19 protein-coding genes, 3 tRNA genes and 1 rRNA gene are annotated in these 18,097 nt (G+C 45.6%); 14 read left to right on the top strand and 9 right to left on the bottom strand.

Features of this window, described 5'->3' with window-relative positions:
- Window positions 1-102, top strand: a 5S ribosomal RNA gene (gene rrf / locus V1358_RS17330); the annotation flags it as partial.
- 644 nt (window positions 103-746) lie between these two features.
- Here rrf and V1358_RS17325 read toward each other — a convergent pair.
- From V1358_RS17325 to V1358_RS17315, 3 genes are all read right to left on the bottom strand, one after another.
- Window positions 747-1,268, bottom strand: coding sequence for a hypothetical protein (locus tag V1358_RS17325; RefSeq protein WP_347394333.1), 522 nt, complete (start codon window positions 1,266-1,268; stop codon window positions 747-749).
- A gap of 79 nt (window positions 1,269-1,347) precedes the next feature.
- Window positions 1,348-2,733, bottom strand: coding sequence for a class II fumarate hydratase (locus V1358_RS17320; protein WP_347394332.1), 1,386 nt, complete (start codon window positions 2,731-2,733; stop codon window positions 1,348-1,350).
- A 68-nt stretch (window positions 2,734-2,801) separates the two neighbouring features.
- Entirely contained in the window at window positions 2,802-3,275 is a 474-nt protein-coding gene (locus V1358_RS17315; protein ID WP_347391909.1) for a Dps family protein, read from the bottom strand.
- A gap of 285 nt (window positions 3,276-3,560) precedes the next feature.
- Here V1358_RS17315 and V1358_RS17310 point away from each other — a divergent pair, with 285 nt between their 5' ends.
- Window positions 3,561-3,758, top strand: a complete 198-nt coding sequence (locus V1358_RS17310; protein ID WP_347391910.1) for a hypothetical protein — start codon at window positions 3,561-3,563, stop codon at window positions 3,756-3,758.
- On the opposite strand, the gene V1358_RS17305 is transcribed toward V1358_RS17310, so the two are convergent.
- Together V1358_RS17305 and V1358_RS17300 are read right to left on the bottom strand one after the other, a co-directional pair.
- A complete protein-coding gene (locus tag V1358_RS17305) occupies window positions 3,755-4,354 on the bottom strand; it encodes a PGAP1-like alpha/beta domain-containing protein (RefSeq protein ID WP_347394331.1) in 600 nt (199 codons plus the stop codon). The two genes, V1358_RS17310 and V1358_RS17305, sit on opposite strands and share 4 nt — an antisense overlap.
- 39 nt (window positions 4,355-4,393) lie before the next feature.
- Window positions 4,394-4,939 (bottom strand): YaeQ family protein, encoded by a 546-nt coding sequence (locus V1358_RS17300; RefSeq protein ID WP_347394330.1) that lies wholly within the window; start codon window positions 4,937-4,939, stop codon window positions 4,394-4,396.
- Between the two features lie 216 nt (window positions 4,940-5,155).
- On the opposite strand from V1358_RS17300, the gene ylqF reads away from it, so the two are divergent.
- The 3 genes from ylqF to V1358_RS17285 all read left to right on the top strand — a co-directional run bounded on the left by ylqF (window position 5,156) and on the right by V1358_RS17285 (window position 8,019).
- Window positions 5,156-6,109 (top strand): ribosome biogenesis GTPase YlqF, encoded by a 954-nt coding sequence (gene ylqF / locus V1358_RS17295; protein ID WP_347394329.1) that lies wholly within the window; start codon window positions 5,156-5,158, stop codon window positions 6,107-6,109.
- A gap of 401 nt (window positions 6,110-6,510) precedes the next feature.
- Entirely contained in the window at window positions 6,511-7,293 is a 783-nt protein-coding gene (locus tag V1358_RS17290; protein WP_347394328.1) for a VOC family protein, read from the top strand.
- Between the two features lie 63 nt (window positions 7,294-7,356).
- On the top strand, window positions 7,357-8,019 hold the full coding sequence (locus V1358_RS17285) for an SDR family oxidoreductase (RefSeq protein ID WP_347394327.1): 663 nt from the start codon (window positions 7,357-7,359) through the stop codon (window positions 8,017-8,019).
- Here the strand turns inward: V1358_RS17285 and V1358_RS17280 are convergent.
- Both V1358_RS17280 and V1358_RS17275 read right to left on the bottom strand, forming a co-directional pair.
- The gene (locus V1358_RS17280; RefSeq protein WP_347394326.1) at window positions 8,008-9,864 is read right to left on the bottom strand and encodes a M48 family metallopeptidase; all 1,857 of its coding nucleotides are present in this window, start codon (window positions 9,862-9,864) and stop codon (window positions 8,008-8,010) included. The genes V1358_RS17285 and V1358_RS17280 overlap by 12 nt on opposite strands.
- 1 nt (window position 9,865) lies before the next feature.
- A complete protein-coding gene (locus V1358_RS17275; RefSeq protein WP_347391917.1) occupies window positions 9,866-10,453 on the bottom strand; it encodes a LemA family protein in 588 nt (195 codons plus the stop codon).
- 186 nt (window positions 10,454-10,639) lie between these two features.
- Between V1358_RS17275 and V1358_RS17270 the strand changes: the two genes are divergently transcribed.
- The 3 genes from V1358_RS17270 to V1358_RS17260 all read left to right on the top strand — a co-directional run bounded on the left by V1358_RS17270 (window position 10,640) and on the right by V1358_RS17260 (window position 13,924).
- Window positions 10,640-10,993, top strand: coding sequence for a hypothetical protein (locus V1358_RS17270; RefSeq protein ID WP_347394325.1), 354 nt, complete (start codon window positions 10,640-10,642; stop codon window positions 10,991-10,993).
- The gene (locus V1358_RS17265; protein WP_347394324.1) at window positions 10,986-13,325 is read left to right on the top strand and encodes a fatty acid cis/trans isomerase; all 2,340 of its coding nucleotides are present in this window, start codon (window positions 10,986-10,988) and stop codon (window positions 13,323-13,325) included. The genes V1358_RS17270 and V1358_RS17265 overlap by 8 nt, the downstream gene beginning before the upstream one ends.
- Window positions 13,326-13,420: 95 nt before the next feature.
- Window positions 13,421-13,924: a hypothetical protein gene (locus V1358_RS17260; protein ID WP_347394323.1), complete on the top strand. Its 504-nt coding sequence runs from the start codon at window positions 13,421-13,423 to the stop codon at window positions 13,922-13,924.
- 35 nt (window positions 13,925-13,959) lie between these two features.
- On the opposite strand, the gene V1358_RS17255 is transcribed toward V1358_RS17260, so the two are convergent.
- Window positions 13,960-14,598, bottom strand: coding sequence for a peroxiredoxin-like family protein (locus tag V1358_RS17255; RefSeq protein WP_347394322.1), 639 nt, complete (start codon window positions 14,596-14,598; stop codon window positions 13,960-13,962).
- Between the two features lie 121 nt (window positions 14,599-14,719).
- Between V1358_RS17255 and V1358_RS17250 the strand changes: the two genes are divergently transcribed.
- On the top strand, window positions 14,720-15,340 hold the full coding sequence (locus V1358_RS17250; RefSeq protein ID WP_347391922.1) for a dUTP diphosphatase: 621 nt from the start codon (window positions 14,720-14,722) through the stop codon (window positions 15,338-15,340).
- Between the two features lie 12 nt (window positions 15,341-15,352).
- Here the strand turns inward: V1358_RS17250 and yrfG are convergent, their stop codons facing one another.
- A complete protein-coding gene (yrfG, locus tag V1358_RS17245; RefSeq protein ID WP_347394321.1) occupies window positions 15,353-16,006 on the bottom strand; it encodes a GMP/IMP nucleotidase in 654 nt (217 codons plus the stop codon).
- 60 nt (window positions 16,007-16,066) lie between these two features.
- Here yrfG and nudE point away from each other — a divergent pair, with 60 nt between their 5' ends.
- The 5 genes from nudE to V1358_RS17220 all read left to right on the top strand — a co-directional run bounded on the left by nudE (window position 16,067) and on the right by V1358_RS17220 (window position 17,967).
- Window positions 16,067-16,621: an ADP compounds hydrolase NudE gene (gene nudE, locus V1358_RS17240; protein ID WP_347394320.1), complete on the top strand. Its 555-nt coding sequence runs from the start codon at window positions 16,067-16,069 to the stop codon at window positions 16,619-16,621.
- Between the two features lie 65 nt (window positions 16,622-16,686).
- Window positions 16,687-17,490 carry a 3'(2'),5'-bisphosphate nucleotidase CysQ gene (cysQ, locus tag V1358_RS17235; protein WP_347391925.1) on the top strand — a complete coding sequence of 268 codons (804 nt, stop codon included), beginning with the start codon at window positions 16,687-16,689 and terminating at the stop codon, window positions 17,488-17,490.
- Between the two features lie 148 nt (window positions 17,491-17,638).
- Window positions 17,639-17,715 (top strand) — tRNA-Met (locus V1358_RS17230).
- Between the two features lie 49 nt (window positions 17,716-17,764).
- A tRNA-Met gene (locus V1358_RS17225) sits at window positions 17,765-17,841 on the top strand.
- A gap of 49 nt (window positions 17,842-17,890) precedes the next feature.
- Window positions 17,891-17,967: transfer RNA gene (locus tag V1358_RS17220), tRNA-Met, on the top strand.
- The last annotated feature ends 130 nt before the right edge of the window (window positions 17,968-18,097 follow it).

Raw genomic sequence — 18,097 nt, 5'->3', positions numbered from 1 at the left:
GCGTTCTGGACCCACCTGACCCCATGCCGAACTCAGAAGTGAAACGGAACTGCGCCGATGATAGTGTGGCATTTGCCATGTGAAAGTAGGTCATCACCAGGCTCCTAATTAAAGAAACCCGTTGCAGCAATGCAGCGGGTTTTTTGCGTTCAGGACCCACCAGACTGGAAGGCCAGCCCCGCCCATGCAGAACTCAGAAGTGAAACGGAACAGCGTCGATGATAGTGTGGCATTTGCCATGTGAAAGTAGGGAGAAAGCGGAAATAATGAAGTAAAGAGTTTTACTTCATCCGCTTGAACGCTGGAGGCCTCAGGCCGTAAGCCGGGCCATCACCAGGCTAGGCGCCCCGACTCCGAATTAAAGAAACCCGTTGCAGTAATGCAGCGGGTTTTTTGCTTTCTGGCGTTTAACGTTCTGATTTATAACCAAAAATTGAGCTGGCACTGTAAATCTGCGTTCGTGAGCCAAATTGACCCTGAGACTTAACTGGATTTACGTTAGAATAACTAGCAGAATTGTTTAGATGCTTTGTTGCAGTAGTGGTTGAGGTTGATTTGTTTGTATTAGCGGCATACGTGTTAGTGTTTGCACTGTTCGGGGTAGCCGGAACTTACTTCGCAAAGTTTCTTTACTTCCAGTGGTATCGTCAGGAAATGAAGCCAAAATTCATAATCAAAGCGTTGATATGTATCTTGGCTATTATCGTCATTTCAGCAGCGTTGAGCCTATTGGGCTATTGAACTGCCTAGTAGACTGAGGTTGAAGAACCAGCAATTTTGACGCATTGCGACTGTTGGCACTGTGTTGCTGGACGAATTAAGTGCTGGCAAATACTCACCATGCCAGATGTTAAATTGTATTGATGCTCTTGTGCCGTCAAGGTTTCAGCTAATTGCTCCACCTTTGCTGAGTCGGTCGTTTTTGTGGAGTACACAACGTATTCATTGGCGCCTCCACAGGCACGGCTTCCGACTGCAAGTACCTTACACTGCTCGCTTGTGTCGCAAGATTTGTCTTCGGTTAAGTCATGAATGCTTTTATAGCCAGCACGAATTGACTCAGCAGTTGCTGTGACTTCTATATCACCCATCTCGAGCTTTTTATCACGTACGCTTTGTTGGTTTTCAGTCGGTTTAGGTGCCGGCTTTGGACTACCTATTTCGACCTTTTGAGGTTCGGCATATTGTGTAGCGTCAGCTTTGGTTTCTTCAGTGTTATTGCACGCACTCAACGCGAGTGTGGCAATGGCAATTAATGTTAGGCGCATAATTCTTATAATCTAGTTGATGTTAATAACCATCATACAAACATTTCATCAATGCGCCAATTTCATTGCAAATAAAGGGCTAACTATTAATACCGCCTTGGGTAAGTTTTGTTGGATCGAGCAACACTTTGAGTTCCTGATAGTCAATATCTGTTTCTGCTGCCGCGACGTTTAAAATGGACTTTTGTTCGGCATATGCTTTTTTCGCTATTGCTGCTGCCTTTTCATAGCCTATAACCGGATTCAACGCAGTTACCAAAATAGGATTCTTTGCTAATGAATGGGTTAGGTTGTGCTCGTTAACTCTAAAGCTGGCAATGGCTTTGTCTGCTAGGGCGATACTGGTATTGGTCAGTATTTCAATACTTTGTAGTAAGTTGTAAGCAACGACTGGCAGCATAACATTCAGTTCGAAATTACCAGATTGTCCGGCAACGGTGATAGTTGCATCATTGCCTATCACTTGGGCTGCGGCCATCGCAGTGGCTTCAGGAATAACCGGGTTTACTTTCCCCGGCATAATTGAAGAGCCGGGTTGCAGTGCTTCTAGCTCGATTTCACCTAATCCGGATAATGGCCCAGAGTTCATCCATCGAAGATCGTTCGCTATTTTCATTAACGCGACCGCTAATGTTTTCAGCTGCCCTGATACCGCCACCGCAGTATCTTGCGTAGCTATTTGAAAAAATAGGTTATCAGCGGGCATAAAGCAGACATTCGTTTGTTGCGACAACTCATGGGCAAACAGCTCAGCGAAGCGAGGATCGGCATTGATGCCTGTGCCAACAGCTGTTCCTCCTTGAGCCAGTTGGTTTAACTGCGATGCGCTAGCGTGTATATGGTGTTTGGCTTTGGCCACCTGCTCGCGCCATGCAGACATACTTTGCGCGAAGGTAATCGGCATTGCATCCATTAAATGGGTGCGCCCTGTTTTTACATGCTCACCTATTTGTTCGATTTTTGCTTCGATGACACTGAGCAAGTGATCCAATGCTGGTTGCAGCGATTGTTCAATCGCTATCGCTGCACTCACATGAATCGTTGTGGGGATGACGTCATTGGAGCTTTGCCCCATATTTACATGGTCATTGGGGTGCACCTTCTCACCAAGGATTTCGCTGGCGCGAGTAGCAATGACCTCATTGGCATTCATGTTAGAACTGGTGCCTGATCCTGTTTGAAATACATCTACAGGGAATTGCTCAAGGTGCTGCCCATTGATAATTTCGCTGCATGCTTTACTGATAGCCACAAAGCGCTGACTGTCTAAATATCCGAGTTTATTATTGGTCTTTGCAGCAGCACGTTTAACGTGCGCAAGTGCCCTAATAAATGAGGTCGGCATAACCAGAGAACTAATCGTAAAATTATTTACAGCACGCTGTGTCTGCGCTTGATACATAGCGTCAGCAGGAACTTGTAATTCTCCCATGCTGTCATGCTCAGTTCTGTATGTTTTGGTCATGCACTCCTCCTTTGTAGAGACTGAATTGAAAGCTGCGGGTATACCCGCAGCTTTGTCGCAAAGAATAACTAGTCGATGTATGCTTTTAACATCCACACCAGCTTTTCTTGCTCTTTGATGTAGTCACTCATCAATGCAGCAGTGCCTTCGTCCTCATTGTCACCAGCGTCATTCAAAATGGTGCGTTGCATTCGGATGAGTGTGCTGTAGCCACTTAAAAGATTCTGCACAGCTTGAGCACCGTCACTGATATTCTTCGCCTCGTTAATTTGGCTGAGCTCAATATAATCTGAAAACGCATGCAGAGGTTCGCCACCCAAAGTTAAAATGCGCTCAGCAATCTCATCCACTTTTTCTAAAAGCAGGTTGTAGATTTCTTCAAATTTGAGGTGCAACTCAAAAAAGTCGCGGCCTTTAATATTCCAATGGAAACCTCGAGCATTCATGTACTGAATTTGATAGCAACTGAGTAGACGGTTCAGTTCTTCAATGATGTTTTGCGTTTCACTTGTATCCAATCCAATTGCATTTACTTGCGACATAGCTGTCTCCTTTGCGTTTGTTTATGTTCACCAGTATGGCTCATAGCTCACTGATAACAAGCGGATAAAATCGATGTTGGTTATCACTTAAACCGATTTGTTTCGTACATATCAGTTAATACATGGGCATGATGTATGCCAAAAACAACCGTGGAGTGATTAAATCTTGATCTATCGCAAAGGTGAAATCGGTGCATTGTATTTGCACTATGAAAGTTGATTTAGCGCAAAGTTTAACCGCTTGTGAGCGCCATAATCAGTCTATCAACATGAGGAGATGTGGTTATGAATAAATCAAAAAAAGCAGAAATCACTGTTTGCGTCATTGCCGTTTTAACTTTTGTCATCGGCTTAGTGGGTCATTTGGCAGGGGCTAGCTATGCAAACTCAGACGCCTTTGGCATTATTGCGGCGCCTATTCCGCTAATCGTTGGCATTATCGCCTTTGTTTCATACAAAATAGCTGCAGCAGCAGAGAGCTAATTGCTCTGTAACTCATCGAGTATGTAGTCGACAACTTTGCGCGAATAAATAAGACTGGTGTGGCTCAAGTGAAACACTTTGTGCTGCGCCATTCCTTTAAGTTTAGTCTCATCGACCATAACCGTGCCGTCCGATGGTTTGCCATGCTCTAGTAGTGGCAAAATGCCAATAGGAAGATCGCCAGCAATGCTATAGAGCTTGGCGGTGAAAGGCCAGTCGTGATTGTCGCTAACCAAGTATTCTAGGCTGTTTTTGAGCAGCCCTTTCATACCTTTTTGTTCCATGTGTCGGGCTATTTGCGCACCTTTGTGTGGCGTACCAAGAGTGAAAACTTTTTTGACCTTGGCGACTTGAGGAGACTCGTGGCTGAGATAGCGTCTGGCAATAAGCCCGCCCATAGAGTGGCATACGAACGCACATTCGTCTTCGCCGATGAATTCGTTAATGCGTCCGAAAATAACATCAGTATCGGGATTCAAGGTGTTGTAGGACAAGTTGAGTATGTCATAGCCGTGCTTTTTTAAGCGTGCACACAACGGGTGCATTACAAACCCTGACATATACAAACCATGTAATACCACGACCTTTTTTATCATAGCTATCCTTAAAGGCTATTTGTTCCCGTATCAGGCTATTTAGCCTTGAGCGAGTAATGAGGTCAAGGTAATTTGTAGTGTTTGCTCGTTATTGCTGACCCATACTTCGTTGTCTTCGATGGTAATTGTAAGGTCAACACTACGTGACGCCATCGCCGCAAGCTGTTGAGTTTGTTCATAAGCCAGGCTGACAATGGTAAGGTTTTTGTACTGGCTTAACTTTTGTTGATTTTTTTGCCACCAAATTGATTGGTTATTTTCACCATAGGTATACAGAACTACTTGCTTGGCCTGCGTACATGCTTTTTTAATGCGCTTTTCTTCAGGTAGACCTAAATCAATCCACAGGCTAATACTGTCATCAAGTTCACGTACCCATAATTCAGGTTCATCTTCAGCACATAAACCCTTGGTAAACTGCAATTCCTCACTGGCGTTAAGCGCGAATGCCAGTAAGCGAATCATTAAACGCTGCTCCGTTTCCGAAGGATGTTGCGCAACAGTCATGGGGTATTCTTGATAATGATGGCGATTCATATCACTAATATTAAGACGTGCTTTTATGATGGTGGCCTTCAGCGCCATAACAACTCCGGATAGGGTAGGTAAAGCGGGCAGTATACACATTTACCTGTCTTTGTGCGCGATTACTCAAATAGCGCGACAAATTTCATGGGCAAAGTAAAGTCAGTGAAACAGGCGCCGTGCATGGTGTACAATATCAAGTTATGGCTGGAGTCTTGTAGTTCCAAGTCATTATGAGTATCACCGGTGCGAAACTAAACAAAGGCTATCAATCAAATGAGTAGAGCAGGCATTCAATGGTTCCCAGGCCATATGAACAAGGCGCGGAACGAAATCAAAGAAATCATGCCGCAAATGGATGTGATTATTGAGGTGTTGGACGCGCGAATTCCTTACAGCAGCGAAAACCCAATGGTGGGCGCTTTGCGTGGTGACAAACCGGTCATAAAAATCCTCAATAAAGCAGACTTAGCAGATCCGAGCATGACCACGCAGTGGATGCAGTACCTAGAGCAAGAGAGCGGCGTTAAAGCGTTACCACTGGAGCATGACAAAGCGGCTCAGGTAAGTAAAATCGTGGATTTGTGTAAGAAGCTCGTACCGCATAAAGTCGGTGCTGACAAACAAATCAAAGCCATGATCATGGGCATCCCAAACGTGGGAAAATCGACACTGATCAATACGCTTGCCGGGCGTATTGTCGCAAAAACCGGAAATGAACCTGCCGTTACCAAGGCACAACAGCGTATTAAAATTGATGAAGGTATTATGCTTTATGATACGCCTGGGATGTTGTGGCCTAAGGTAGAAAATGAAAACTCGGGTTATCGCTTAGCTGCAACTGGCGCTATCCGTGATACCGCAATTGAATATGAAGATGTCGCCAGTTACACCGCTGAATACTTATTACAAGCGTATCCACAGTTATTGGTAGAGCGCTATAAAGTCGATCCATTGCCCGAGCATGATTATGACTTTATGTTGGCAGCAGGTAAGAAGCGTGGTTGCATTCGCGGTGGTAACCAGGTGGACCTACACAAGTTTTCTGAGATCCTGATTAATGAGCTCAGAGATGCCGTAATAGGTCGCATCACTATGGAAACACCACAAATGCGTGAGCAAGAAGAGGTGATGGTGGCGGAACTTCGCGCGGCAGCAGAAGCGAAAAAGGCAGCTAAAGAAGAAGAAAAGCGTCAACGTCGCGCGCGTGCGAGAAAAAATCGTCGATAGTGTGAATAACTAATCGCAATTTTCAGATATAAAAAAAGCCCGTTAGGGCTTTTTTGTTTTCATATCTACCGTCACCGATATGAGCAATGTAGCAAATAAAGTGTATTAGGTTGGCGGCGCGACCGAATCAAGGGGCGTTGAGGAGTGTTGCCACCAACCAAGCGTCTTACGGACGCCAAACGTGTTTCAGGGTCATGAAACAAATATGTGTTAACAAAACAATGAGGAAACAGATTCATTCGCCTTGTTGAGATTGATTATCAATTAGACTTAGGGTTTCGTCAACATCTTTTTGAGAATAATTCTCAATAAGATTGTCGAGTCTGCCGTAGACTGTAATTAACAGGCGTTTTGTTTTTAGTTAAGCTATGGTTATAAAAAAGAAAAATGGGTTGAACATCATGGCAAATGCTAATTATCCACAAGGCCATTTTTGTTGGGTGGAGTTGTGTTCTACAGATTGGAAGGGAGGAAAGTCCTTTTATAGTGATTTACTTTCTTGGACTGCAGAAGACCAGCCTATCGGTGATGGGCTATTTTACACCATGCTGCAAAAGCAAAATCTTGATATAGCAGCCATGTATCAAATGCCTGCTGATCAACAAGCTCAAGGTGTCCCGAGTTATTGGCTGAGTTATATTGCAGTAGACGATATCAAAGCCATGACTGCTAAAGCCAAAGAGTTAGGTGCCACCATTGTTCATGGTCCCCATGAAATTCCTGGGGCCGGTGAAATGGTGTTGCTGTGCGATCCTGCTGGAGCCATGATTGCTTTGTGGCAAGGCAAAGGCCACAAGGGTTCGCAACGCAAAGATGAAGAGAACACACCTTGTTGGTTTGAGTTGGCGACACGTGACCCCGATGCTTGTGCAGATTTCTATTGCGATTTGTTGGGCTTACAGACCGAAGATAAACCCATGGATGGCATGCAATACACCTTATTCAAAGACCAAGACCAAGTGGTCGGTGGTATGTTGGCAATGAATGAACAGTGGCCTGATGATATACCATCTCACTGGATGGTGTACTTTGCTGTTGATGACTGCGACAAACGTACAGAGCTAGCCGTATCTTTAGGTGCCGAGGTATGTGTGCAGCCTATCGATGTACCAGAGGTAGGGCGATTTAGCGTCATTACCGATCCGCAGGGGGCTGTATTTTCGATCATAAAATTGAACAATTAGTTTAATTTTTGAAATTGATCCCCAACTCTGGAAGTACTTAAACCGAAAGTGAAAGGGAATAAAATGACACAGCATGTTGTGATCACCGGCGCTAACCGCGGTATTGGCCTTGAATTGGCAAAGCACTATGTTAACCAAGGCTGCCAAGTGACTGCGGTTGTGCGCAACAGCAGTGACGAATTAGCCTCATTGGGCATTTCGGTTGTCACCGGCATTGATGTCAGTAATGCCGACGATGTCCATCGACTCGCTGAGCAACTGACAACACCAATCGATTTGCTTATCAATAATGCTGGCGTGTTTCATAATGAGACGCTTGCTAATATGGATTTCGCGGCGATTGAGCAGCAAATTGCCATCAACGCACTGGCACCTCTGCGCGTTACTCACGCACTGCAACATCAATTAACTCCCAATGCAAAAGTTGCGATGATCACCTCGAGAATGGGCTCTATTGCCGATAATGGCTCGGGCGGTTATATCGGCTACCGCATGTCTAAAGCGGCACTGAATGCTGCATCGGTGAGCCTGGCTCATGAGCTAAAAGACAAAGGTATAGCTGTAGGCTTGTTCCATCCGGGATTTGTGCAAACCCGGATGGTGGGATTTGCAGGAGATGTTACGCCAACAGTTGCAGCACAGGGTATTAGTCAGAGGATCCAAGAACTCACATTAGATAACTCCGGTGGATTTTGGCATGCCAATGGTGAGCAATTACCTTGGTGATGAAGTAAACACCCGATAGTCCACATCGAAACAGGCGGCGAGTGTGTGCAATAACACTTGTTCGTCTTCATTGACCTCACCATCGTGTGTTACACATAGCTCACATGCTTCCATCAGTGCTTGCTTTTTAGCACTGGGCAAAGATTTTAGAATCAATAAGGCACGGTGCAGCCTAATGAGTTGGCATTGTGCTTGGTCGGTGTATGTAAGCGGTAGTTGCAATGCTTCTGCTGCTGCGTGTAATGCTGCTTGCTGTTCATTATGTTCTTTGTGGCCAAAGCTAGCTAATGCCCCAAGCAGTTGCTCACATGCCGAGACAATTAAAGGTTTACTTAAGGCAACCGCTTTTTTATCGCTAATCCCGACCAAAGCGTGTGTGGTTAATTCATAAAATGCCCATGCTTGAAGTTGCCATTCATCGCTCGATTTCACAAACGCTTCAAGTGATTCCACGAATCGTTTTTGCTCAGTTTTCGGTAAACACCGCAATGCGCCGATAGCGACTTCTAGCAGCATAAACTTTTTCTTGAGTGCTAAGGTACTAAGGGCTGATTCGGCCTGATCGAACTTAAAGGTATCGACACCGGGCATCTGAATGACTTGGCGCAGTTGTTTTTCTCTTATAGCCCAGTCGTCATGTAAACATAGCAACATCACTAACCACTTTGCGTCAATGGGCTCATGTGCTAGGTAGCCCAGCACATTGTCTATTCCTTCGAGTTTTAACCTGTTCTCAGGATTTTTCGCATGATATTGGGCCTGCAATTGCGAATGTGCGTGTGCGGCCATCGCTTCAGGGACGACGGCTGTGCGAGGACGTTCAACTATGGTGCCATCCCATGAAGGATCTAAGGCTTTTATGCGTTTTGCCAACGGTGGATGAGTACTAAACCATGAAAACCACGGGCTCAGCGCATTAGAGAAAAATAAGTGACTGTATTGATGGGCATTATTTTGTCTTAGCGTGTTTTTCCTTGGGCTGCCAGCAATCACCAGCAGTGCGTCGGCCAACTCATAGGGAGAGCGAGTCAGCTCAGCCGAACCCGCATCCGCAAGAAATTCGCGCTGACGGCACACCATTGCTTTGATGAGGTCGCCCAATTGAGTACCAAGCCAACCAAACACGGTCAGCACTAGCCCCAAAACAATGGTGAAACCAGCGCCATCTCCTTTCGTTCGCACTCTTTTAGAGGCGTTCATGGCACTGTAAAGCAGCGCTTCACCGCTTTGGCCAATAAAGGTTATACCGAACAGTAAGGCGCTCATGCGTACATTTAAACGCACATCACCATGGCGTATATGGCTGAATTCATGGGCAACGACCGCTTGGAGCTGATCCCGAGTGAGTTGGGTAAGGGCGCCTTGGGTAACGGCGATAATACTGTCGTGGCTATGATATCCCGCTGCAAATGCATTAATACTGGGTTGCTGTTTGAGAATGTACACCCCAGGGACAGGCATGCGTGCGGCAATTGCGACCTCTTCAACAACATTGAGAAGTTGTCGTTCAAGCGGGTCATAACAATTACTTTGCACTTGTTCGCCACCGAGTTGGCCTGCAATCACATGTCCACCGCGGCGCAACTGAAAATACTTATAAAGTACCGCAGCACCAATGATACAGGCGATAGTTAAGGCGATGCCAAGGTGAAAACCGTAAACCGTTTCGCTCTGTTGTCTGCCTTGGTAGAACAAGGTATGCGGGTCGGTACCGTAGATTTCCATAAACCACAAAATTGGCCAATGAGCCAAGGCGATGAGTGATGTCACGGCGAGCACAAATAACGTCACCAGCAACCAAGTTTTACGCCGCGCTTGGCGCTGGTGGGCGAGAAAGTTTTGCACCTTAGTTAAATGATACTTTTGGCGCTTGGCGTTGAGTTTGCGGGTCGTCTAGTTCAAGCAATGGTGCATCGGTAATATGGCCCGTCATTTTAGCAACGATTAACGGTGGGAAGCTTTGCTTGTAGCTGTTGTACTGCATGACCGAGTCATTGTATGCCTGTCGTGCGAAGGCGATACGGTTCTCGGTACTGGTTAGATCTTCACTTAGGCTTGCCATGGTGCTGTCAGCTTTGAGTTCAGGGTAATCTTCAATGCTGATCTGCAAGGCGCCTAATGCGCTGGTTAATGCCCCTTCGGAGCTGGCTAGGTTCGCCAGAGCCGCAGCATTAATTCCATCGCCTTTAAGTGCTTTTAATGCACTGACCGCTTGGTTCCTTGCTTCAATCACTGCAGTCAGTGTTTTTTGCTCATGGTCCAGATAGGCCTTTGCGGTGGCAACAAGGTTAGGGATCAAATCATGGCGACGATGCAACTGCACATCGATTTGAGCAAACGCGTTTTGGTATTCATTTTTATACTGAACCAAGGTATTGAAGATAATTATTGCGCCTATGGCGATAACTACCAGAATGATCAAAAACACAGTCATGGTGTAATTCCTTCCCTAATTAATGCAGGCATAGTACGTCTTATGCCCTGTTTGCCAAACGCATAACATCTTGATTTGATAGCACACGCTTCACTAAATATACCTTATCTAGACACAATATCAGCCAAAATTAAAACAATTTTTGGTATGATTAAAACAAGTTAACGATCCTATTTGAGGTTTTAAGTGGAATTATCACAAGGTGCAGTACTGAGTTTGCCACTGTTCATACTCGATGAGAGTTTGTATACAAGAGATATGAACGAGCCGGATTTATTGCTTGAAGTGGAACTTGATGAAAACTTGTTGGCGCATTTGTGTCAGAACCCACCGGAAGATCAATCTGTGAGTTTGCAATTGCCTGTGTATCAGTTAAGCGCACAGACGTTGCAAGTGCCGGAGCAAGCGCATCACGCTATGCTTACATTGACGCGCGGACCTTTGCTTGCCGCGGTTGTTGAATGTGAAGATGGGCAAAGCTTTGTGTCGCCTCAATTGGAGATGATGCCGACATTCGATTTGGGAGACGAGGATGAATAAACTTGGTTGGCTCTTTGCGCTCTTGCTTTGTACCGGGTGTGCCGTCTTTGGTGCCCAAAAGTACGATAGTTTGTTTGGACAAGAGCAGGTGCAAAATCGGCAAATCGATGTATCTGCAGAGCAGCAAAGTTTTTTCCACAACCAAGTTAAGCCAGTGATAGACAACCGCTGTGTTGTTTGTCATGGCTGTTATGATGCGCCGTGCCAACTGAAACTCTCATCCCCTGAGGGGATTGAGCGGGGCCTGTCTAAAGAACTAGTTTATGATGGCACGCGTTTGCTTGCCAGCGAGCCAAGTCGTTTATTTATTGACGCACAGACGACTGGACAGTGGCGAGAGAAGGGCTTTTCACCCGTTTTAAATGAGCGTGAACAATCCGCCCATGCCAACTTAGTCGCCAGCGTGATGTATCAGTCTTTGGCACTAAAACAAGCACATCCATTACCGAGCCAAGCTATTTTACCTGATGATTTCGACTTTAGCCTCGACAGAGACCAAAGTTGCCCAACGATTGCAGAGTTTGATGACTTCGCACAAGATAACCCGCTTGCGGGAATGCCGTATGGTTTACCTGCTATAAGCAGTACAGAAATGGCCGTGCTGACCCAATGGTTGCAGCAAGGTGCACAGATGCCGCAGCAACAGTCGGTCAGTGCAGCTTTGCAAAGTGAAGTAGATAAATGGGAGTCGTTCTTAAACCAAGACAGCCTTAAAACTCGCTTGAGTGCGCGCTACATCTATGAGCATTGGTATCTTGCCAATATCTATTTCGATAACGTCGACCAAGGTCAATTTTTTAAACTGGTGCGTTCAGCTACGCCGCCGGGTGAGCCTATTGAAGTGATCGCAACGCGCAGGCCCTATGAAGATCCGAAAGTAGCGCGTGTTTATTATCGCCTATGGCCAAGTCACAGCACCGTATTGGCGAAGACCAATATTCCTCTGGCACTAAATGACGACAAACTGTCACGCCTAACGCAGCAGTTTATCGCACCAGCATTTAAAGTGACGTCATTACCGGGCTACGACATCGCTATCGCCTCGAACCCTTTTAAAGTGTTTGCGCAACTACCGGTGCAATCGCGATACCAGTTTATGTTGGATGAAGCCGAACTCATTATCCGTGGCTTTATTCAAGGCCCTGTCTGTCGTGGGCAAATAGCACTCAATGTGATTAACGATCAGTTTTGGGTTGCGTTTGTTGATCCAAAATTTATAGGCAGTGAGCAGTTTGAACATTTTTTAAATCGTCATGAAGATATGTTAGACATGCCAGCGCAGGAAGACTCGAATGCCTTGCCTATCTCTAGCTGGGTTAAGTATGCGACTAAACAAAGTGAATTCCTTGAGGCCAAAGCACAGCTCGCAAATAAGGTATTTGCCGGTGGTGAAGGGCTAACCGAAGATATTATTTGGCAAGGTGAAGGCTATAACAACAATGCCGCTTTGACCATCTTCCGCCATTTCAACAGTGCGACTGTGGTCAAAGGTTGGGTGGGCGAGCAACCAAAAACTGCATGGATCCTTGATTACTCCTTGTTTGAGCGAATTCACTATCTGTTGGTGGCTGGATTTGACGTCTACGGCAATGTAGGGCATCAGCTTATTACTCGGTTGTACATGGACTTCTTGCGTATGGAAGGGGAAGACAACTTTTTATCGCTATTACCACAACAAGAGCGTACAGCATTGCGTGCTTATTGGTACCGACAGTCCCCGAAAAGCTTGGTGGAGTTCCTAAAAGATTCTGAGATCCGTTTTAATCAACCAACGGGTATTGAATATCAGTCGGACAATCCAAAACAAGAGTTACTCAACAAGTTAGCCAACAAGCTAGAGCCTGTTATGAGTAAACGCTACGACTATCAAAGTGTACCTCAGCCTCTGCAGCAGCTTAATCGACTGCCGAGTCAGGCAGTTAATTTACTGCCCCAAGTGAGCTACATCTTGGTGCAAAATAGCGAAGACCCTAACGCATCAGCGCTGGCATTTACCTTGGTACACCACAATGCGCACTTTAATATCAGTAGCCTGCTGCGTGAGGAAGCGCAAAGAGCTTACAAAGAAGATAAAGCGCTGGTGGTACCCGGTTTTATCGGCGATTACCCAGAGGCATTATGGGTTATGGATGCTACCGAGCTAGATGCATTTGTTAGTGCAATGAAAAAAATACGCACCGAGGATGATTATCGACTGCTGAAAGATCAATTTGCAATTAGGCGAACACACGCTGATTTTTGGCGTTACAGTGATGCGCTCCACAAAGTTGCTAAAGATTACAAAGGCATAGAATATGGATTGTTTGACTATAATCGTCTAGAAAATCGCTAGAAATTAGCCAAAAAACTGTAACATTTTAACAACACTTGTTTACTTGTGTCTGTTTTGGCAAAATTGCCGCTGTGCCTAATATAAAGAGAATAACGATGCACTATTGGATTGTGATTTTTGTAGCTATGATTTCAGCTTTCAGCGCTAATGCGAATGAGAAGAAGCTGAGCAAGTGTATTAGCCCATCAGGGAAGGTGACTTTAACAACGCAAGCATGTCCAGCTGGCTATCGCGAACAAGTTGTGCAAGAGCAATTATCGCTTGCGCAGTTTGCTCATAAAGCGAGACAAGCACCTGATGTCGGCCCCAAAGAAGTGGATGATACTGACCTGACTTTTTATCTGCGCAACAACTTCGGTCATACTGATTGGGCTGAAAATATTCAGCGCAGTTATTTGGAGCAGGGTAATGCTGTCGTGGTGGTGGATACTTTCCGTTTGCACAAGCTGGAAGGGATCTGTCGCGCTACGCACCGCTGGATTCAAGAGCATCCACACCCTATCTTCAACCTTGAGGATATGCGTTTTGAATTCACTACGGGTTCGCCATTTGACACCCGTTATGTGACTGAAGACGTGTGCGATTATCGACTTAGATAATCACTATATGAAAAAAGGAGCGAGAGCTCCTTTTTTTATTGCACTGAGTCTGCCGCCGCAAGCAATAGCTGCTCACTTAAACGTACCTTGTAATTCGGATTTGCATATTGGAAGTGCACACGCCCTTGCGTATCAAGCACAAAGACCGCTGGGACTGGTAGCGCTACTTTTTCTTCGCCATCAAGGGTGACGAAATTCACGCCCAACTTATTTCTGTATATTTCTGCCACTTTATCTTCAAGATAAAACGCCAACCCTAGGTCTTGTGAAAAGCTTAACTGGTCGTCAGACAGTAATTGGTAATTGGCCGATGAAATTGTGCTTTCACTGAGCTTTTCTGGACTGTCTGGTGAAACAGCGATGATTTGAAAGCCCTTTGCTACAAGTTGTTGTTCAACCTTTTGAATATTAGCCAGTTGCTTCGAACAATAGGGACACCATCCGCCGCGATACACCACCAAAATAGTGGGCTTCTTACTGACGATATCTTTAATTGAAACTTGCTTACCTTTGGTATTTTTTAAAGTGCTGTCAGGAATAATCAGCCCAGGTAAGAGGGGACTCACTTGCTCAGCTGAGTCACTAATGTTAGTGATGGTTGCTGCTTGGCTAAATTGGCTGCTCAGCATAAGCGCAGAACCAACAAAGAGTGTTTTTAAAATAGTTTTGAGCATATAAATCTCTGCATATTATTAAGGTTACGAACTACAAGAACGGACGATCGCGGATAATCTTTCAATCCCTGCACAGATAACGGTATGATAGTCAGTATTGAGCACAAAAAAGAGAAAATACATGTCCAGCGCAGCTAAAAAAATCGCCATCATGCTAGAAATGCAGCATGCAATGAATACTAAGGTCCATGAGCAGTGGTTTGAGCAAGGCTTTGAATGGTACCGAGCTATTTGGGTTGAGTGTGCAGAGATGCTTGACCACTACGGTTGGAAATGGTGGAAAAAGCAAACACCTGACACCGAGCAAGTGATCTTAGAGCTGGTGGATATTTTTCACTTTGGATTGAGCCTACGTATTGACGGTGAAACATCATTTTCAGATTTGGCAGCTCAGTTAGAGCAAGAAATGCTAGCGCCTGTTACCGCACAAGACTTTAAAGCCACGCTTGAAGTCTTGGCTGCAAGTGCAGTTAATGACAAAACATTTAATGCAGGTGCATTCGCTGGTTGTATGCAGCAAATTGGTATGGATGTTGATGATTTATACCGTGGCTACGTTGGTAAGAACACTTTGAACTTCTTCCGCCAAGATAACGGTTACAAAGAGGGTACCTACATCAAAGTGTGGAACGGCCAAGAAGACAACGAACACCTTGTTGAAGTGGTGAAGAGCCTAGACACTGAGAATCCAGACTTCGCTCACCTTGTATATCAGGGCCTTCAACAACGTTACCCTGCCTAAATAGCCGTCTGGTCAGATAGGTAGAATGTCACGGTAATCCGTGATGTTTTCATACCCAGATAGTATGCGCGTTGGTTGCTTGCTGTCTGGGTTCGCTACTGCCAATAAATGTCCAATGCCAAACTCTTTGGCGGCAGCTAGTACGGCCGCACTGTCATCCACAAATAAAGTGCGTGTTCTATCAAATTTCAGGTCTACTTCAACTTGCTGCCACAAGTTTTGCTGCTCTTTACTAACACCGTAATCGTGAGTTGAAATCAACTTGTCGAGATACATGTCTAATTCCGTGAGCTCTACTTTTAAACTCAAGCTATCCCGATGTGCGTTCGTCAATAGAATTAACTCTTTGCCAGCAGCTTTTAGCGCATTAAGAAAGACAATAGCATCTTCTCGAATTGAAATAAGATGCTGAATTTCTCTTTTGAGTTCCATAATTGGTAACTGTAACTCTTGCTGCCAATAATCCAAGCAATACCACTGTAATTGCCCTTGCACGGCTTCATATTTTTTCAGCATGTGTGTGTTTGCATCTTCTAGACTGAGTTGATGCTTTTTCGCATAGGCTTGTGGCACAACGTGCAACCAAAAGTGGTTGTCAAAATGCAGGTCGAGCAAGGTGCCATCCATGTCTAATAATACAGTATCGATATTGGCCCAATTCGGCATAGGATTTTCCTGATAAAACAATTATGATGAGTACAAGGTGATAATAACAAAGTCGTGACCATGACACAGAAAAAGCAGCAAACTCCACCAGAAATTCTTGAAAGTAAGGTCACAGCGCAAAGTCGGTTGTTCACTGTGGAAGCGCTCGATTTGCAATTTTCAAACGGCGAACTGAGACAATACGAGCGTATTCGTGGTGGTGGACGCGGTGCCGTCATGATAGTGCCTGTTACTGAAAATGATGAGCTCGTGTTAGTTCGAGAGTATTGTGCCGGTACCCACGACTACCAACTTGGCTTTCCGAAGGGGTTAATTGATCCTGGCGAAAGCCCAGAGCAAGCAGCGAATCGTGAGCTCAAAGAAGAAGTTGGTTTAGGAGCCAAGAGTATGGAAGTGCTGAAGCAAGTGTCACTTGCACCCAGTTACTTTAATGCGCACATGCACATAATTACGGCCAAAGATTTATACCCTGAGCGTTTGGACGGGGATGAGCCGGAGCCATTGGAAGTTGTGTATTGGCCTATTTCACAATGGTCACAATTATTACAAGAGCCGGACTTCACCGAAGCACGAAGTGTCGCAGCTTTGCTATTATTAATTACAACATTCAGTTAGATACCAAGTTGGTATAACACAAGGCATTCATTCAGTCGTTGGGGCTAGGAAGTAAGGGGACGAAGTTGCAAGCATTCTTACAGCCATGCATTGAACTGGCAGAGCAAGCCGGAATGGCAATTATGGCCATCTATCAGAAGCCTGATATTGGCCGCCAAGTTAAATCAGATGATACACCTGTCACTAAAGCCGACTTGGCGTCGAATGAGGTTTTGGTCGCGGGCTTGCAGGCGCTTGCGCCAGACATTCCTATCATGTCAGAAGAAACACCGATCCCCGCACTGGCAGATAGGCAACACTGGCAGCGTTATTGGTTGTTAGATCCTATGGATGGCACTGGTGAGTTTATTTTAGAAAGTGGCGACTTTGCTGTGAACATTGCCCTAGTCGAAAATAATCGCCCAGTATTAGGTGTGATTCACTGGCCGTCGAAAAACATTACTTACTATGCCACTTACCAACATGGCGCGTTCAAAAAAACTGAACAGGGCACAGAGAAAATCAGTGTTGCTCAGCCGGCCGGGTTAACCCTAGCGGTCAGTCGCAGGCAAAAGCTCGAAGCGGTTAGTCAGTATCTCAACACGACGTTTGATACCGTACCTTTAGGTTCTTGTTCACTCAAAGCCTGCATTATTGCCGAAGGAAAGGCGGATTGCTTTATGCGCATTGGCCCTACAGGCGAGTGGGATACTGGCGCCTCGCAAATTATTGTGGAAGAAGCGGGTGGTTGCATTACCGATGCAGAATTTAATCCACTGACTTACAACCAAAGAGAATCAACTGAAAACCCAGACTTCATCGTCATGGGTCACCCCGATTGGGAATGGCAGAAGATGATCAACCCCCATCAGCGCTCTCACCACGACTAAAATGCACTAGGTGTGGTTGAAAAGTAGCCATCTAGAACGGTTGTTGGCATTTAAACTTGCATTTTTAATCTTTTGCTATATTATGGCGCTCTCGTTGCAGCAGGGGCCTCTTTAAGAAGCATTCTGACACGCAATGAAAGTCTACTGGCGCGGGATGGAGCAGCCTGGTAGCTCGTCGGGCTCATAACCCGAAGGTCGTCGGTTCAAATCCGGCTCCCGCAACCAACTTCTTTTTGTTCGGTTAGAAGTCAAAAATAAACCTTCAGTCTACTGGCGCGGGATGGAGCAGCCTGGTAGCTCGTCGGGCTCATAACCCGAAGGTCGTCGGTTCAAATCCGGCTCCCGCAACCAACTTCTTTTTGTTCGGTTAGAAGTTAAAAATAAACCTTCAGTCTACTGGCGCGGGATGGAGCAGCCTGGTAGCTCGTCGGGCTCATAACCCGAAGGTCGTCGGTTCAAATCCGGCTCCCGCAACCAATTCTTAGTGATTTTTCACAATATTCCCCAGAATTATCATTGTTCGACCTACGGTCGTCGCCACGGCGTGTCGCGTTCACATCCGGCTCCCGCAACCAATTCTTAGTGATTTTTCACAATATTCCCCAGA

This window comes from Pseudoalteromonas pernae (genome assembly GCF_039831865.1).
Taxonomy (GTDB): Bacteria; Pseudomonadota; Gammaproteobacteria; order Enterobacterales; family Alteromonadaceae; genus Pseudoalteromonas; species Pseudoalteromonas pernae.
The sequence above is the reverse complement of the archived record's forward strand: the minus strand, read 5'-3'. Positions and strand labels throughout refer to the sequence as shown.

What these genes read in the sequence shown, in the direction of transcription:
- V1358_RS17315 (WP_347391909.1), bottom strand. Translation starts at nt 3,275, where the DNA reads ATGTCGCAAGTAAATGCAATTGGATTGGATACAAGTGAAACGCAAAAC.
- V1358_RS17250 (WP_347391922.1), top strand. Translation starts at nt 14,720, where the DNA reads ATGTCCAGCGCAGCTAAAAAAATCGCCATCATGCTAGAAATGCAGCAT.
- V1358_RS17300 (WP_347394330.1), bottom strand. Translation starts at nt 4,939, where the DNA reads ATGGCGCTGAAGGCCACCATCATAAAAGCACGTCTTAATATTAGTGAT.
- V1358_RS17290 (WP_347394328.1), top strand. Translation starts at nt 6,511, where the DNA reads ATGGCAAATGCTAATTATCCACAAGGCCATTTTTGTTGGGTGGAGTTG.
- V1358_RS17275 (WP_347391917.1), bottom strand. Translation starts at nt 10,453, where the DNA reads ATGACTGTGTTTTTGATCATTCTGGTAGTTATCGCCATAGGCGCAATA.
- V1358_RS17285 (WP_347394327.1), top strand. Translation starts at nt 7,357, where the DNA reads ATGACACAGCATGTTGTGATCACCGGCGCTAACCGCGGTATTGGCCTT.
- V1358_RS17255 (WP_347394322.1), bottom strand. Translation starts at nt 14,598, where the DNA reads ATGCTCAAAACTATTTTAAAAACACTCTTTGTTGGTTCTGCGCTTATG.
- V1358_RS17320 (WP_347394332.1), bottom strand. Translation starts at nt 2,733, where the DNA reads ATGACCAAAACATACAGAACTGAGCATGACAGCATGGGAGAATTACAA.
- nudE (WP_347394320.1), top strand. Translation starts at nt 16,067, where the DNA reads ATGACACAGAAAAAGCAGCAAACTCCACCAGAAATTCTTGAAAGTAAG.
- V1358_RS17260 (WP_347394323.1), top strand. Translation starts at nt 13,421, where the DNA reads ATGCACTATTGGATTGTGATTTTTGTAGCTATGATTTCAGCTTTCAGC.
- V1358_RS17305 (WP_347394331.1), bottom strand. Translation starts at nt 4,354, where the DNA reads ATGATAAAAAAGGTCGTGGTATTACATGGTTTGTATATGTCAGGGTTT.
- V1358_RS17325 (WP_347394333.1), bottom strand. Translation starts at nt 1,268, where the DNA reads ATGCGCCTAACATTAATTGCCATTGCCACACTCGCGTTGAGTGCGTGC.
- ylqF (WP_347394329.1), top strand. Translation starts at nt 5,156, where the DNA reads ATGAGTAGAGCAGGCATTCAATGGTTCCCAGGCCATATGAACAAGGCG.
- V1358_RS17310 (WP_347391910.1), top strand. Translation starts at nt 3,561, where the DNA reads ATGAATAAATCAAAAAAAGCAGAAATCACTGTTTGCGTCATTGCCGTT.
- V1358_RS17265 (WP_347394324.1), top strand. Translation starts at nt 10,986, where the DNA reads ATGAATAAACTTGGTTGGCTCTTTGCGCTCTTGCTTTGTACCGGGTGT.
- yrfG (WP_347394321.1), bottom strand. Translation starts at nt 16,006, where the DNA reads ATGCCGAATTGGGCCAATATCGATACTGTATTATTAGACATGGATGGC.